This is a genomic window from Vibrio pomeroyi, from assembly GCA_041879425.1.
Lineage (GTDB): Bacteria > Pseudomonadota > Gammaproteobacteria > Enterobacterales > Vibrionaceae > Vibrio > Vibrio pomeroyi_A.
The window spans coordinates 1370606-1386610 of the sequence record CP090854.1 but is presented as its reverse complement, the minus strand read 5'-3'; the positions used below and the strand labels follow the sequence as shown (position 1 = coordinate 1386610).

At 40.3% G+C, this 16005-nt stretch carries 20 protein-coding genes, 1 rRNA gene and 1 pseudogene; 7 read left to right on the top strand and 15 right to left on the bottom strand.

The features are described from left to right. Positions 1-47: 47 nt before the first annotated feature. The 3 genes and pseudogenes from L0992_06295 (at position 48) to L0992_06285 (ending at position 3246) form a co-directional block, all read left to right on the top strand. The gene (locus L0992_06295; protein ID XGB68293.1) at positions 48-572 is read left to right on the top strand and encodes a hypothetical protein; all 525 of its coding nucleotides are present in this window, start codon (positions 48-50) and stop codon (positions 570-572) included. 138 nt (positions 573-710) lie between these two features. Continuing rightward, positions 711-1735 (top strand): annotated as a pseudogene (locus L0992_06290) (IS110 family transposase). Positions 1736-2265: 530 nt separating this feature from the next. Then, a complete protein-coding gene (locus L0992_06285) occupies positions 2266-3246 on the top strand; it encodes an IS110 family transposase (protein ID XGB68695.1) in 981 nt (326 codons plus the stop codon). A gap of 33 nt (positions 3247-3279) precedes the next feature. Here the strand turns inward: L0992_06285 and L0992_06280 are convergent, their stop codons facing one another. The 9 genes from L0992_06280 to L0992_06240 form a co-directional block, all read right to left on the bottom strand. Beyond that, on the bottom strand, positions 3280-4071 hold the full coding sequence (locus L0992_06280; protein ID XGB68292.1) for a hypothetical protein: 792 nt from the start codon (positions 4069-4071) through the stop codon (positions 3280-3282). 99 nt (positions 4072-4170) lie between these two features. Continuing rightward, positions 4171-4707 carry a hypothetical protein gene (locus tag L0992_06275; protein ID XGB68291.1) on the bottom strand — a complete coding sequence of 179 codons (537 nt, stop codon included), beginning with the start codon at positions 4705-4707 and terminating at the stop codon, positions 4171-4173. A 143-nt stretch (positions 4708-4850) separates the two neighbouring features. Beyond that, the gene (locus L0992_06270; protein XGB68290.1) at positions 4851-5441 is read right to left on the bottom strand and encodes a DUF4145 domain-containing protein; all 591 of its coding nucleotides are present in this window, start codon (positions 5439-5441) and stop codon (positions 4851-4853) included. A 34-nt stretch (positions 5442-5475) separates the two neighbouring features. Then, positions 5476-5568: a DUF3265 domain-containing protein gene (locus L0992_06265; GenBank protein ID XGB68289.1), complete on the bottom strand. Its 93-nt coding sequence runs from the start codon at positions 5566-5568 to the stop codon at positions 5476-5478. Positions 5569-5582: 14 nt separating this feature from the next. Then, positions 5583-6314, bottom strand: coding sequence for a hypothetical protein (locus tag L0992_06260; protein ID XGB68288.1), 732 nt, complete (start codon positions 6312-6314; stop codon positions 5583-5585). A gap of 134 nt (positions 6315-6448) precedes the next feature. Then, the gene (locus L0992_06255; protein ID XGB68287.1) at positions 6449-6904 is read right to left on the bottom strand and encodes a hypothetical protein; all 456 of its coding nucleotides are present in this window, start codon (positions 6902-6904) and stop codon (positions 6449-6451) included. Positions 6905-6930: 26 nt separating this feature from the next. Beyond that, positions 6931-7023, bottom strand: a complete 93-nt coding sequence (locus L0992_06250) for a DUF3265 domain-containing protein (GenBank protein XGB68694.1) — start codon at positions 7021-7023, stop codon at positions 6931-6933. Between the two features lie 22 nt (positions 7024-7045). Then, entirely contained in the window at positions 7046-7228 is a 183-nt protein-coding gene (locus tag L0992_06245; GenBank protein ID XGB68286.1) for a hypothetical protein, read from the bottom strand. After that, a complete protein-coding gene (locus L0992_06240) occupies positions 7225-8133 on the bottom strand; it encodes a hypothetical protein (GenBank protein XGB68285.1) in 909 nt (302 codons plus the stop codon). Before L0992_06240 ends, L0992_06245 begins: the two co-directional genes overlap by 4 nt. Positions 8134-8454: 321 nt before the next feature. Between L0992_06240 and L0992_06235 the strand changes: the two genes are divergently transcribed. Next, the gene (locus tag L0992_06235) at positions 8455-8793 is read left to right on the top strand and encodes a hypothetical protein (protein ID XGB68284.1); all 339 of its coding nucleotides are present in this window, start codon (positions 8455-8457) and stop codon (positions 8791-8793) included. A gap of 161 nt (positions 8794-8954) precedes the next feature. Here L0992_06235 and L0992_06230 read toward each other — a convergent pair whose 3' ends face one another. The 3 genes from L0992_06230 to L0992_06220 all read right to left on the bottom strand — a co-directional run bounded on the left by L0992_06230 (position 8955) and on the right by L0992_06220 (position 10311). Further along, the gene (locus L0992_06230) at positions 8955-9476 is read right to left on the bottom strand and encodes a hypothetical protein (GenBank protein XGB68283.1); all 522 of its coding nucleotides are present in this window, start codon (positions 9474-9476) and stop codon (positions 8955-8957) included. A gap of 136 nt (positions 9477-9612) precedes the next feature. Continuing rightward, positions 9613-10041: a hypothetical protein gene (locus L0992_06225; GenBank protein XGB68282.1), complete on the bottom strand. Its 429-nt coding sequence runs from the start codon at positions 10039-10041 to the stop codon at positions 9613-9615. A 66-nt stretch (positions 10042-10107) separates the two neighbouring features. Then, positions 10108-10311: a hypothetical protein gene (locus L0992_06220; GenBank protein XGB68281.1), complete on the bottom strand. Its 204-nt coding sequence runs from the start codon at positions 10309-10311 to the stop codon at positions 10108-10110. Positions 10312-10855: 544 nt separating this feature from the next. On the opposite strand from L0992_06220, the gene rrf reads away from it, so the two are divergent. After that, positions 10856-10971, top strand: a 5S ribosomal RNA gene (gene rrf / locus L0992_06215). Positions 10972-11099: 128 nt separating this feature from the next. On the opposite strand, the gene L0992_06210 is transcribed toward rrf, so the two are convergent. Next, positions 11100-11804, bottom strand: a complete 705-nt coding sequence (locus L0992_06210; protein XGB68280.1) for a hypothetical protein — start codon at positions 11802-11804, stop codon at positions 11100-11102. A gap of 284 nt (positions 11805-12088) precedes the next feature. Here L0992_06210 and L0992_06205 point away from each other — a divergent pair, with 284 nt between their 5' ends. Together L0992_06205 and L0992_06200 are read left to right on the top strand one after the other, a co-directional pair. After that, a complete protein-coding gene (locus tag L0992_06205) occupies positions 12089-13024 on the top strand; it encodes an integron integrase (protein ID XGB68279.1) in 936 nt (311 codons plus the stop codon). A gap of 426 nt (positions 13025-13450) precedes the next feature. After that, positions 13451-14158, top strand: a complete 708-nt coding sequence (locus L0992_06200) for an NERD domain-containing protein (GenBank protein ID XGB68278.1) — start codon at positions 13451-13453, stop codon at positions 14156-14158. Positions 14159-14506: 348 nt separating this feature from the next. Here L0992_06200 and L0992_06195 read toward each other — a convergent pair whose 3' ends face one another. Both L0992_06195 and L0992_06190 read right to left on the bottom strand, forming a co-directional pair. Then, positions 14507-15769: an integrase gene (locus L0992_06195; GenBank protein ID XGB68277.1), complete on the bottom strand. Its 1263-nt coding sequence runs from the start codon at positions 15767-15769 to the stop codon at positions 14507-14509. Then, positions 15770-15979 carry a hypothetical protein gene (locus L0992_06190; GenBank protein XGB68276.1) on the bottom strand — a complete coding sequence of 70 codons (210 nt, stop codon included), beginning with the start codon at positions 15977-15979 and terminating at the stop codon, positions 15770-15772. Positions 15980-16005: the final 26 nt, after the last annotated feature.

The window sequence follows — 16005 nt, the reverse complement described above, 5'->3', positions numbered from 1 at the left end:
AACAACCAGTACTATAGTTACACCTTACCACGTAACTTTCTAATAATATGGAACTTTTAGAACTAATAACTGATACAAAAACGTTGCTCCTATCCGGGTTTATGGCCATTCTATGGAGTGTCCTTGCCAATTTGCTCACTCCACTTATCGTCAGAAAGTACAAGGCTCATAAAGACAAACAAAGCCACCCTTTAGCGAAAGCACATGCTCAGATACAAGAGGCAACTGACTATAAAAATGAGGTCCTTGAGCTTCAAAAATCTCCATCTTTAAGAACAGAACGTAAGTTAGATGCTATTCACAAGCAGTTGACTGGAATTTTCCTTTACCTTTTGTCTTTTGTTTTTATGTGGTTGGGGAGCGTTTTCGAGCCTACGCTACTGTTGATCCCTGCATCTGTATTTATTTTCTTCTTAGGTACAAATTGTATTGATAAAGGGTCGAAGCTCTTCTTTACTACAACATTAGCTTCTAAAAGACTGGGAGAGTTAAAGCAATTAAAAGACCTCTCAGAGGTAGAGCTAAGCCTGAAGATTAAAGAAAGTAACCTCAGAGATTTTGGCGTAGAGTAACTTTGTTCGAGCCTCCTGTAAGTAATTGAACTTCATGGGGCTCTCAATGCATCACTGAAATCACATAACGAATGACATGGATTCCCCCTACCGAGGATCTGCCACACTTATGTGGTACTTAAATGCATCGGAGGCACCATGTCTGATTATTCTTATTTCTGCGGTATCGACCTAGCTAAAAACCACTTCAGTCTTCATGCCGTAGACCAAAATGGTAAGGTCATACTTCATAAGTCGGTAACTCGCTCTAAACTACTGACTACAATAGCAAATATGCCGCTCATGCGTATAGGCGTTGAAGCGTGTGGTGGTGCACATTATTGGGCAAGAACACTCAATAAACTTGGGCACGACGCCCGCATTATGGCCGTTAAATACGTAATCCCTTATCGAACTAAGGGAAAGAACGACCTTAATGATGCTGTTGCCATATGCGAAGCTGTTCAGCGTCCATCAACTCGCTTTGTACCCGTAAAATCCCCCGAGCAACAAGCCATCTTATCGGTACATAGAATGAGAGAGCATTAGGTTCGTGAGCGCACGCGCTTATGAATCGCATGCGCGCCCTACTCTCTGAGTTCGGGTTAATCATTCCTGTTGGCCGCTCTGCATTAATGAAACACGTTCCCTTAATGCTTGAAGATGCAGAAAATGAACTGCCACATCTCGCAAGAACGGTGATTGCCGATGCTTATCACCACCTTGGAGAGTTGAATCAACGTATCGCCGATACTGAACAAGTCTTCGACTCTTTTGCTAAGGCCAGCGCTAATGTTCAACGAGTGATAAAAGTTCGAGGCATTGGACCGCAAACCGCTACTGCGATACTTGCTTCGATAGGCAATGGTTCTCAATTTGATAAAAGCCGTGATTTCTCTGCTTGGCTAGGACTAGTACCAAAGCAATATTCGACGGGAGGAAAGCCTCGCTTAGGTCGGATAACCAAACACGGCGACAAATACTTACGAACACTATTAGTTCACGGGGCAAGGACAGTCATTGCCAACCTTGGCGACAAGCAAGATAAGCTAAGTCAGTGGTGTCGAGGCGTTCTAGAACGAAGAGGAATGAACCGAGCGATAGTGGCACTTGCCGCGAAGAACGCACGAATTATATGGTCGCTTTTACACAATCAAACCGAATATGAAAACTATGCTGCTTAAGTAGAAACCTAAGCAGCATAAAGAGTTAAATCCACCGGGTCATTGCAGACGCTAATGATGGAGATAGGTTAAGACCACTTGCGGAGAGCCTGTTAATGCGGCGGACACACTAGATGTCATCTAACGAATAAGGCACCGCAGTCGCGCAAGTCATCAGGGCCACGACGTATGCGAATCGTCGATAAGTAGGCCGAATGTAGAGCGGCAGTCCAAAACCCATCAACATAAGTTTAGCGGGTGTTTGACAACCGGGGGAATCCATGTGACCGCATTAAGGTGTGAGCGGCGTTTGGCTATACTTGAGCGAAGCGAAACTGCCAAGCGTTGCAAATCACTCTTAAATGCTTTGTATGGATAATAAGTTCTCCAATCGGGTAAGGTGAGACCCAGACTTTAGCTGCAACTAAAGTTCTTCTATCTGGTAGTTCGATTAAATGCTGGCTCCTCTATCGAGAGACCGATAACAAGTACGAACACCAGATAGAACTCCAAGCACAACACTCGAATAGTCTTCTGGGTCTCGAGCCCGCATTTGCAAGCAAGAGTTAGCTTATTATGAATACAACACACTTCAAAACATTAATGTCGGCGTTGATACCGGCAAATCACAATTAGACATTTACATCCGTCCTCTCGATATTTACTTCACTGTCCCCAACAATGAAAAAGGCATCAACGAAGCGGTAAAAACTATCGCTAAACACCGCCCTAGCCGCATGGTTATCGAAGCTACTGGTCGATTGGAAATACCTTTCATATTTGCCTGTGACAAAGCAAAACTTCCATACGTCATTGCTAACCCTTTGCACGTAAAAAGATTTGCTGGAGCCATTGGACGAAGAGCTAAAAATGACCGCCTAGATGCAGCTCTTATTGCTCACTTCGGGGAAGCTATCCAACCTAAATTGACCAAGCTAAAGAGCGAAAACATACGGCTAATGAGTGACTTAGTCACAAGGCGTAACCAGTTACTGTCCATGCAAACAATGGAAAAAAACCGACAACAAATTTTACCTCAGAGCTTAGCATCCTCAATCAAACCGATCTTAACTGCTCTCAAAAGTCAGATCGTCAAGGTAGAAGAAAAGATATCAAAACTCATTGATACCTGCCCTGAATACCAAGCTAAAAATGAAATACTACAAAGCATGCCAGGAATAGGAAAAATAGCATCAGCTTCTATCATCAGTAATGTTCCTGAACTCGGTTTCATTACCAATAAGCAAGCGTCTTCTCTTATCGGTGTCGCCCCAATAACAAGAGAAAGTGGACGCCTCAAAGGCAAACGGATGATAAAAGGAGGTCGGCCTCACGTTAGAACAGTCATGTACATGGCAATGATGTCGGCTATCCAATGCAACCCTGTATTTAAGGCCACTTATGCACGATTACTTGCGGCAGGAAAACCCAAAAAATTAGCGATAGTTGCCTGTATGAGAAAGATGGTTGTGATCCTTAACTCTATGCTCAGAGATGGCGCCATGTGGGATGAAAACACAGCCAAAAATTAATCATTGACGCCATAGTCGTTTGTTAGGCGAATTTTATAAGCGCTCTGTTATCAATACCAAGTCGTCAATATCCGATTTTTTAGGTATATCTAGAGTATCACCATGAACTAAACGATTTCGCTTATCTACTATTTTAACCAAAAAATCTTCATCATCAGCACTTATTAAACCCAATGTATGAAGTTCCTTTATTAAAAGTTTGCCAATAATTGGACGCCTATTGGTGGTTGTAACTAATTGCTGTAATTTTTTACGACCAACTTTTTCGAAATCTATCCACGCAGTAATAAAACAAGTAAAACCAGAAACAAACATATATTCCTCGTTACTGATATGTGGCAAATGACCAACAACAGAGAGAATCATGTCACTTCGTAAATCAAACAAATCAAATTCAAGATCTTTAGCAACCAAAACACCTGCTGTTTCCAACCCAAACTTTGACTTTAATGACAGCATTTTTTGTTGTAACTGAGGAGGTGCACCTTTGTACTTGTCGTTCAGTACAAAGTAAAAATTTTTAACAGGACATAACTCATCCCAATGCTTCAGTAAACCCTCTAGGTCAGCCTCAAGTTTATTAACTGCATCGTTAATGCTTTTCTCAATATTTGAAGGAGCATAAACTTGGTAATAAGTATTTTCACTTTGTATCCAGCCATCATTTTTACGATCACCAATGTTCCCATATGGCTTTACAGGTTGAAAATCACGGCTTTTATAGCTCATTATTTTTGAGAAAAGATCCTCAAATCTTTGACCATCTGCTTCATGAATTTGCAGATGGAACATATTTCTAGCAATAGCTAACGAAACATCATTCATGCTCAACTTACTCTATTCGTTTAACGCCCACTTAAGGGGCTGCCAACTTATAACCTACCCAAAACCGCCACGCGTTGGTAGTCCCACTTGAAGCGTTTGTTATGTGCACTTTCCTAACATTACACCTTTCCATAGTTTGTCTTTTGTTCCAGGCAACGTCGGACCTATGTCCGAAATATTATGTGAGACTTCATATCGAGAGCCGTTCGCTGAGATAACCTCTAACGATACGATCGTAAATTTGTCGACCGTACGATCTAAATCTGGTGGTAACGGGAAGTCGAGATCATACTGGATAGTGAAAACTTTAATCTGACCAGGCTTTACAATATATCGCTCCTTATCATAAATATCGATATTGAGGTAAACCGAATCGTGCCGTAACGGACCAAGAGGAGAAGCACCTAGTAACACCGAAGTATCTTTAACAAATAGTTCCTGTTGACCTGTATTACTAAATGTATATGTCAGTTCGCGAGCAAAGCCATTCTCATCTGTAGACTGACAAAAGTAATGACTACATAGCGTTAGTACACCTTTTGTGGTTCGGCGGAAATGCGAAAGATAGAGTGTGAAACAAGAGATCAGCACTGCTACGATTGATATCCCTAACGTTATAATATCTTTATCTTCCACCAAAACCTCCTATTACACATAACGCCGCCTTAAGTGGTGAGCAACGCTACCACCTTACCTAAACCATTGTACCGTAATCACTAAAGCCGAAACAAACCCAAAATGCCAAGTGTTGGGAATCCGTCTTAAACGCTTTGCTAAGTTTATTTATTATCGGACAATAGCTCGTTGAATCTGTCAATGCGGGCAGGGGCAACGTAAACATAGTCTACTATTGCTCTAAAAAACTCATCGATTGCCATTGCATGCAAAGGATGAACGTCATCTTTATCAGCATGAGCTCCTAAGTTACCGACCAGCCTTAGAATATCTGTAGCCTCTGCAAGGTTGCCTGGAATCTCACCACGTTCACTCAAAACTTTTAATTTAGAGGCTAAGTTGCCTTTTGGGACACCTCTATCATTAGTCAGTGCTTCAAGTGCTCTGCGAACCTGAACAGCAAATGAGTTCGGCGAAATATACTTAACTCTCACTGCCTCGTCATATATCTTTGACACCGAATCTGGCACTGAGCTATCCAAATGAATATTTGGATAAACTAAAGTTCGCTTGAAATCAAACAGGTTATGATAAACAAGAATTTCACTACAGGTAGTACACTTATAAACATGATAAGTCCCCTCGCAATCATCTACTTCACCATCATGAATACCCCACGCTACAGACTCGTAGCGCTGTTCACAGACTTTTTCTTGCTTTGCTCGATTACAACAATGAGGGCAAAACTCAATCATGAAGACTCCTAATCTAAATAAACTTAACGCGCTGTTAAAGTGTGAGCAACATTATACCGATGTCGCCGCAAACCACTTTAAACACTAAATTCAACGCATAATAAAAATGCCACGCGTTGCGAATCACTCTTAAACAGATTGTTATATTACAGGTTCGATCTTATTTGGATATACAAAGCCTTCAATTGTCATAATCGGAACATTAGAAGAATGACACAGAACATCATATTTACTAATGTTATTTGATACTGAATATGATGTATCGAGTGCGCAAACGACCTTTTTAACCTTTAAATCGTCTATTTCTCTACAGCTATCGGCAATAATATTAGTAATATTATAAACAAACTTATACATATCGAAGCCTAATTCGTATACTTTACCATCAAGCTTTAAACTAGGTTTGTTACAGCAGATTTCTAGTTTATCCAGTAGATCAGGTCCATAATCAAAGCACTCAAAGATCGAGTTCATTTCGTTGTCAATGAACGCTTTCCTATTTTTGTAGTTCCTGTTTGTTTCCGGAACTGTATTGTTATCAATAAATGATTTGAAACTTTTAGCTAAAGTCTCTAATGGAATAATCAAATGGTGTGCGTGACTAACAATTACGTTTTTGTCTACTGAAACGTGAAGCCTGATCTCGTCTACGTCACCCACATGGTGGAAGTAGTTTCTAATCATTCTCAACATCTTAAACTCTGGAGTCGTTTTGATATTACAATCAAATAACTCTTTGAGTTTATCCGCCGTAGAATGCAGGTTATTTAGATACGTAAAAAGAGTATTGATATCTCTATCTTCAGAGTACCTAAAATCCAATAACTCGTATTGGCTGTGAAAATAACGATCTATAAATGTAAACTTTTCCATATAAACTCAATTGTAATATAACGCCCAATTAAGTAGTGAGCAACGCTGCCACCTACCTAAACTATTTTTCCGTAATCACTAAAGCTGATTCAAACTGAAACCGCCAAGCGTAGCGAATCTGCTTAAATTGTTTGTTAAATGCACAGTTTCGATGCGCTTTCAGTGTTCTCATCGTATTCCCAAAGCTCGACGTCATTTGGGATTAAATGCTTATAAGTACGGATATAATATTGGGCTAAAGTCTCGTTTCTCTTTGCACTGAAATCACGAAGAACAAACATGATTTTTCTGAAACCAGCTGGAGCTGTATAAAAGTAATACATTGCTTCATTCCAAACCGTCAATTTCGCGCTAGGAACATTACCACCTGTTGTCCATTTATGAGCCTTACACTCAACAATGATTTGTTGGTCAATACAACCGAGGTCGAACGCATGTAGTTTCTTCAAGTTTGAAATTCCGACTTCAACTCTCAGATTGGGAATAAGTTCTAAGCCTTGGCTCAGAAAAAATTTTGATGCAGCAGATTCGAACTCACGACCTACATGAGCGTTGGATTTAGAGCCTATTCTCTGAAACAGTTTATCCATAACTTCCTCGTGCATTTAACGCCCTGTTAAAGTGTGACCAACGCAATACCGAAGCCACCACATACCACCTTAATCACTAAAACCAACGCATAGTAAAAATGCCACGCGTTGCGAATCACTCTTAAACAGTTTGTTAGCACTCTATTCTGATGCTTGCGATGTTCTCTCTAATTCACCAGCAGTGTTTGAGACCGCAACCTCAGTGTCCTTGTCTTGCGATTTTTTCAAAATACGCGCAAGCATTTTAACCGCTGCCGCTTTGGACTGGTCTTTCTCATGCTCGTACTTAAACTCGCCTGGTTTGCTCATAAGTATTAATCTCATGCTGCTTTCCCTCCAGATTCGCGGTACTGCTTCATCGAATGCAAATAAAGCTCTAGCTCTACTCTATCTGCGACTTCATCGAGTATCTTTTCACATGCTCGACACTCGTTTTCATCGTACGGTGTACACAAATGTTGTCCATAAACTGCAATAGTGAAAATATAAACATAATCTACATGGTTGATTGTTACACGAACTGGTTTACAAAAAATTGAGCCGATACCCGTTTTTTTAGAGCGACTAGACTCGAAAAACACACCTTCTTTAATGCCTTTTCTCAGGTCAGGAATGAAGAGGCTATCCCCATGTTCAAAACAATACTGAGCAGTAGATTTACCTTCCATCAAATCTTTTGCCTTGGTGTGCTGCTTTTGAGCATCACACTTAAAGTCATACCACCAACGCTTTTCTGCGGGAGCACCCTGTATAATAGTGATACCAATGTTTTTTTGGTCTAAGCCTAACCCTTCTGTCAAGAAGCGTTTGGTACCATCAAGCACATGTTCCAATTGATCTCGAGGCTGGGTTATACGCTTGAATACGTCTTCCTTTGGCTTAAGCGTTTTAGCTTGTTGGTAGAACCTATCTCTCTTTTTCTTAACTAAACCATTGAATAAAACAATCAAAGATTCAAGAAGTAATTCGTATCTTTTTGCAACACGTCCTTTGAATGTTTCAGAAATACCTTTTAGAAACAGTACAATAAATGTGAATGCTGCTAAAATTGAGAACAAGAATTCGTGGAGAGACTTATAGTCTTTAACCCAGTTCCAATCATCGCCCCAGATATCCAGTGTGCCGTAATAAAGTGCGACAATAGGTGGGACTACAACACTAAGAAATGTAGAGCTAATAAAGTCCACTACCTTGTTGTTAACAAACAACACGTACAAAAATTTCTTCAAAGTAAACTATCCGTCTCGAAACTTGATTTAGCTAGTTGAAGCACTTGATGTGAGCAACTGCGTTTTTGGCGCGCATTAGATACGATAAAGCCTACAAATGCAACTAGTTGAGCCTACGTATGGGGAGAGAGTGCTAACGCCGCGTTAAGGTGTGAACAACGCTAACACCCTACCTAAAGAATTGTGCCATAAACACTAAACTAGCTTGAAGTGAAAACGCCAAGCGTTGTGAATCACTCTTAAATTTATTGTTATGTATATTCCCTCGCCACATTCATGCATAATGGAACAACACCCCGTAAAGTTAAAAATAAGATAAGTATGAAGTATTTTGTAGTTAAACCATCGACAGCTCAGAAACACAAAGATCAAGCTGAAGATGCTATTGCTAACCATGAGATTGTCGGCTACCGAAGTCCTTTAGCTAAAGCTAAAACATGTACACACGTCATTATAATTCATAGCGATAACTCAGCATCATGCGCTCCAGTGGAAGAAGTGAAACTACATACTCCTTATCACATCGATGAACAGGGCAAAAGAAACATGGAAAGAGTGAACATCATATTTGGGGATGTTCAGAAAAATTATGACCTTAACAAACTAGAGAAATTTAATATTCGTGGGTCTAATAACGTCCGCATTGTAGGTGGTAAATAGAGATACTTAAGGGGAACTTTCGCCGAGTTCCCCGTATATACATAACGCCGCATTAAGTGGTGAGCAACGCAGACCACCTTACTTAAAGCATTGTGCCGTAAACACTTAAGCCGAAGCAAACCGAAAATGCCGAGCGTTGGGAACCCGTCTTAAATGCTTTGCTATGTTTCTTTTTCCATGAACAGTTCGTCTATAAATGAACCATATTCTAGCTGAATTTCATCAAGTACTTTTTGCTCACTATCCCCAAGTTTGATTTCAATGCCAACTTGCTGTTGCCAAGCAGTAACTAGGGCGCTGAATATCTGAGTTAGGATTCTTGTTTGTCGAATCAAGTTTCCAACAAACACCTTTGCCGCCGTTGTCCCTTCAACTGTATTGAGATCCCAATTAGGAATTGAATCAACGTTATGAACTAACATGTTCCTGTTTTCGAGGAATGACTCCAAGAGAAGGAGAAGATTAGGATGAACATCTGCACGCTCTTTTACCCTTCCGATAAAATAACCCAAAGTTTTCTTCTTCTCTCTTTTCTCTAATTTTGTTAACCCTTCGAAGTCAATAAAGTCACCATCTTGTAGAACAAACGTGGTGCAAAACTTCATCAAGGATTCTAGAGACTGTATATTAACTAGGGCTACGCCAATAAGAGAATAAATGTCTTCTACATTTGGTTTGTTCATATGAACTCCGCTGAAACATAACGCCGCATTAAGGTGTGAACAACGCAACCACGAAACCTAACCTTACCACCGTAAACACTGAACTCGACGATGGAATGAAAAATGCCAAGCGTTGAGAATCACTCTTAAATGCTTGTTATATTGCGGTTTGTACAACAAAGACCTTTTTTTCTATCTCTGATATGGCTAATTTTATAAAAGCCTCAACTACCCCAACTAACTCTTCAATCAGAGTGCTCTCTGTAATGTAGAAGTCCCAGGTATCTTCATTAACCTCTATCCCGGGAAACATGTTTTTTAATCCATCTGCACGGTCTTTTAACGACTTTTCTGTTTTTCCTTTAATACGAGAGTTTTGATGAACAATTTGATTTCTTAACTTTTGAAAATTTTTAATTCTTTCATAAGTTACTGTTTCTTTTTTCAAATCTACACCACATACCAAATCTATAAACTTTATAGGTTTGGTAAATAAATTGGGATCGTTTAAATCATCAAGAGACAGTTTACTATTAGTAAAATCTTTAAGTTCAGCACCTAGATGTGAAAGGGTACTTTCAAGCATTGTGTAGACGAGAACAACTGAAGAATGATAAAAGTAACTCTTTAGCTTAGATATTTCTCGATTAAATTAATCAACCAACATTTCTTCATCTTCAGGGTAATTATCAATATCAGAAATCATTTTCTGCTCTAGAACATCACCTTTTTCAGATATAGCTTCACTGATATCTACAATATAATTTTTCAAGTATTTTAGTTCATAACTAGTACGCTCATTAAACACTGATAAATTTATGCTTTTTTCCTGATACGAAGATTTTTTTGTTAACACTCTCAATATCCCTGACGAACAGAACACTCGATATGAAAAAAAACCCGCTGATAAGCGGGTTTTTGGCTAGATTAGATTTACTCTGGTAAAGAAAATCATAAGCAAGCCCATATGTTTGACAATCCCATGATAGTATTGAATTTATTGGAAATCAAAGCTTTTGTTCAGTATGTAAGGTATGTATAATCTCCCACGCAAAAAAACATGGCATACGCGAGTTTGATAGACATTAACTAAATGAAGGTATTCTAAAGATTAAGGATATTTTTGTTACTGGTGAATAGGGTTGGTAGCCTGAGGGCTGTTCTTTTCGCCTCGCAAGCCCATATGTTTGACGCTGTGGAACTAATCGGACTTCACGACAGAAATGACTGTTAGCTCACCGACTTAGTTGCGACTCCTACAACAAGGAGTATTTAAGTGGATAAATATATTGCCTGTATCTTGGCTACGCCAAGTGCAATCTACTTTACGATTTGTGTTATTGAGAAAATTGCTCCTATCTTCGGATAAGCAATGGGAATCTAACTAAAATCACCCTATTGATGGCGACTATAGCACTATGGCACCACCTGAACCCATGCCGAACTCAGAAGTGAAACATAGTAGCGCCGATGGTAGTGTGGGGCTCCCCCATGCGAGAGTAGGACATCGCCACTCCCCTCTGCTCCCTCCTAAAATTTGTATATTCTTAGCAATATAACGCCGCATTAGGGTGTGAGCGGCGCTTGGCTATACTCTGGCGAAGCGAAAACGCCAAGCGTTGCGAATCACTCTTAAACAGATTGTTAGTTGCCGGCTTCCAATTTATGCTGTGCCACTACTTCTACTACGGAATCGGACAACTCGCTTGTTACTAGTGCCATCAATTCAGATACTTGATTAATGTAGTTAGACGAAAGATTTACTTGACCAGTTAAGAGTGTGATACCTTCAACGTCAGCAATAACATCATTATTTTTTAACTTGCCACCATTATGAGCCCAAGCATTTCTTATAAGCCTAACTTCACCATTTAATCTTGAAACCGCCTGTATAAACTCATCCGATTCTATATCTAAACACCCAAGTCGCTTGAAGCAATTTATAATGTGTGTCAGTTGACTTACTCTCGCCCCATTTTGGTTGGGAAGCGTAGCTCTCCGCCCTAGCATTGAAGCAACATGAGAATAGTAGGCTGTAAACTCGCATTCATATAAAGCCCACATGCTAAGAAGCATTGCTTGCCTCTGATACATTGGCATTACACCTGTAAAAATCTCTCTCAGGTTGTATTCTTGTTCTGTGACATTTCCCAACCTTTCAACTGGGTACTCTATCAATTCACCGGGATCACCTGCATAGTTCTGGTGCCAACCTTCTTGCCACTCGGTCTGAATGTGCTGGTCGATGTTTGTAATAAAATCAGAGATTTGATCTTCTTGTTGCTGATGAAAAGCTTTAAGCAATTCTAATTCTTCTGATACAAACCTTGTAGGTATCTTAAAAAACACTGTTTACTCCATTGTCAAAGGCGTAGGCAACTAACAGCTATTTTAGACAGAAAAATTCTGCACTTAAATACAGAATTATTCTGTCTAGTATCTCAATGACGTAAACGATACCCCGTTTTTATAAAAACTAACAGTAACTTAAGCACTACAGCTCTCTGCCTACATCCCAAAATACAGAATTTTTCTATATAGCATGAATTGATGTGCCAAACTGAAACTCATGTATAGATAGCCAGTTACAGTTTAATGAAAAATCACCATTTCTATCGTATATACAAGAATACATGCTTGGACGGCACTATGCCCTTCGTACAACGGAGGCGTACATTTATTGGATTCACCAATACATTCTTTATCATGATAAAAAGCACCCAAAGAGCTTAACTTCCAGGCATGTAGCAGATTTCCTAACCCACCTAGTTGTTAACAAAAAGTCAGCGAGGAAAACACAAAGTCTGGCTCTCAATGCATTAGTCTTTTTATACAAAGAAATTATTCAAGAACCCATAGAGCTTGATATGCAGTTTCGGCGCTCAGATAAATCACGAAAATTGCCAACAGTCATGACTCCAGAAGAGATTGGAAGGCTATTCAATCACTGTTCAACTAACTACAAATTAGCTTATCAATTAATGTATGGATCAGGGTTGCGTTTAATGGAGTGTCTACGCTTACGCATACAAGATATCGATTATGCATATAAATCCATACGTGTATGGCAAGGGAAAGGAGGTAAAAACCGCATAGTGACAATAGCACCAGAGCTTTTCCCCGCAATCAAACAACAGCAACAGAGATCCGCGAGTTACTATCATCAAGACATGAATGACACGGTTTTCTCTGGTGTATACCTACCTGAATCTCTCGCTAGAAAATACCCAAGCGCAGAAAGGAGCCTAAATTGGCAATTCCTCTTTCCTTCCGGTCGTTTGTCGCCAGATTTACAAACAGGCGAGCTACGTAGGCACCATATTCACCCAACAGCGCTTCAAAAACACATTAAGGTAGCAGGCCAAAAAGCCAACATTGAGAAAAACATCTCGTGTCATACTTTAAGTCACTCATTCGCTACGCACCTTCTTCAAAGCGGAGCGGATATCAGAACCGTTCAAGAACAACTTGGTCACACCGATTTGAAGACAACGCAAATCTATACTCACATCATTGATAGAGGCGCCAATGGCGCTGTTAGCCCACTATCAAGAATATTCGTAAAATAACGATAAATGAAATTCGGATTCCGAATTCTGAAATGACTTCATAATCACGAAACAGGACGCTATCACCTGCTCTTAGGGCTGAGGCCTCTAGTCACTCCACAACTCAATAACAATTTATGTGTGTGTTTTTCTCTGCAGCAATGGCTGCGTATCACCTCTTATTGTTGCGCCACCATTACCTATTTACAACTTTCATGACGCTCACAACGCCCTAACACGCACAATAACAGGATGCCTAACAAACACATTATTAAACAGCGGGTTGCAGGTTTCCTACTCTCTACTTCGAGCTTTCGAAAAGAGATATTTCACAATTTTCATCAATAACAGTGTTCGAAAAAGAACATATGTCTCAAAAACATACACACCATCAATATGAACAAGACTGCATGGTAAACTGCTTTTATAAAAAAGCAGGAATAAAGAATGATTACTAAGGATAGAGATTCAAAAATCGACAACAGTCTTCAACAGAAAGCTGGCGCAAAAGTAGAGCAAGATGTCGCGTTTTACTTACGCAGAGAGTTTGGAGATGCAAATGACGTTTTCATTATTAATGACCTACGCATACAATTTAAAAATGAAACAGCTCAGATCGATCACTTAGTCCTTTATAACAAAGGATTTATCATTATTGAGTCAAAATCGATTCGTGGTGAGGTTAAGGTCAACAATCAACTCGAATGGAGTCGAACCGTAAGAGGGAAATGGACAGGAATGCCCTCGCCTATCGAGCAAGCTAAGTTGCAAACCAAACTATTGAAAGCACTGTTAAATGACAACGCTAAGTCGTTACTAGACCGAATTGCGTTTGTACAAGCGTACTTTGGTGGTCGCTGTTGGGATCAACTCTGTGCCGCTTCCAACGACGCTCTAATCGATCGAACTTCTATCCCTAAAGATATATCGAAGAAGCTCATTAAAGCCGAGTCTATTGGTAGCTGCGTTAAGAGTCTCATCAAAAAGCACCGCGTAGGTTCAATTCTAAACCCGAACCCTACGTTTAATCGTGATGAACTGTACCGCCTAGTTCACTTTCTAAACGAACAACATGTACCTACGTCCTCTCCGGCTCCCAAAGTACATCTCGCAGAATTGAGCGAAACTGAAAAGGTAGACTTGGTTCCAGCCTAAGAAACAATTGAAGAGGCCAAAGTTCCACAAATAAGGCATGGTTTTAATTGTAAGAAGTGTCAAAGCCCTCAGACCGAGCCGAGGTATGGAAAGTATGGGTATTACGTCTACTGCCCACAATGTAAGGTGAATACTGCAATGCGTATTAGTTGCCATTCTTGCCAATCTAATTCAGCTAAAGTCAGTAAGAAAAAGAACACGTACTCAATTACATGCTCTTGTGGTGAAGGGACTCAAGTCGTATTTCCTTAATCTAATAATTCGGAATCCGAATTACAACGCAATTTAAAGCGATGCGGATTCAAATTCGGATTCCGAATTCCCCCAAAACTAAACAACTAACACAAATCACTTCTGGCCACTTTTTGGCATAACCTCAACAGGTGGTACTTGATGCCAAACAATGTCACTTGTGCCTGTATAGATTTTTGTTGTTTTCGCGTTCGCATGCGCCATTCGCTCAGTAGCACTCTGCCCTTGCTGTTCAATCATTCGAGCAGCTAGTCCTCGAATTTCATGATAGGTCGGCCTTAGCGATTTCTTTAGGTGACTATAAAGCCCTAATGAGTCTCGAACCTTACTAAACTCTTTACTTATATTGTGATGATGTACTTGGTACAGATGATCGGTCTCTTTTGAAATGCCACGTTGCTGCTGTTTGGGTTTACGATGAACGATATAAGGACAAATCAATCTCGATGTTTTAGAAAGATCGACAATGTCTTTAATCGTCTGAGTGACAGGAATGGCGACGGTGGAAGCATCGGACTTTTTCACCTTTTCTCGATGAACATAAAGCATTCCATACACTGCATGCCCATCCACATACTCCACCTCTTTGTCAGGGTTCCAAAGAATCCCACAAACGCCTTCCCGTGGTTTGTATATACGATAACGAAGCCTATAGATCTCTCTCACAGCATGAGTCGTCTCAAGTGTTAAGCTCATTGCGACCTTAAGAAACAGTGGCGCTGCATCGTAGACCTTTTGGTAGTTTTCGATATCTAGGTCGTGGCGAGCTTTTGTGTAATCTTCTCTGGTCAATCGACGCTGTTTTTTATTGAGTACAAAATTACTCTCAATAGCGCTCTCATCAGCAAGGTAGGAAAATACCTTTTTAAGGTTACTGATCTTATTGTTGAGCTGACGATTACTTAACTCTGAATAGTATTTCGAAAGGAACTCATTGATGTGCTGTAACTTGATCGATTTGGTTGGCAACCGCCCCATGAACTCATCAAGGCGGTAACAGTCCCTCTCCAAATTTCGATAAACGTCTTTGGAAAGCCGTTCCTCTTTCTTCACACGAGACAACACTAATGGAAGCCACTCTTTTAAAGGCCGATTAAATTTGTCCTTACGGCCTTTGGAGACAGCTTTACGAAATGGGGTCATCTCGGAAAGGGAAAACGCGCTTCCTAGCTCAGGACGATATTGCAAGTTGTAAACATGCGCAGCTTGTATCGCTTCTTGCTCTACAGTCCCGATAGGAAATAGCTTCTTCACACCATCTACGGTCGTAAACCGAAATCGAGATTGCCCCCTATGGCTCATTTTCACCAAGAATGGAGGGTAATGAGCCGTTTCTTTGCTTCTAGCTCTACCAACCATTTATGACTCCAAGAATCTTAGAAGTTCACTCACCCTGTCTGCAGGGTTCCCTATCTCGTCGTCAACACAGACTAAATATCGGCCCGTTGGCGTTCTAGTGCCCTCGAGCTTGCCATGTTTAATCCAGTTTATGATGGTGGTATTGCATATCCCTGAATCAGGGTAAAACTCATCAATAAATTGTCTAGGTCTGATTTTACGCGTCGCCATGTCGTTCTCCTTACCTTTCTCACTAC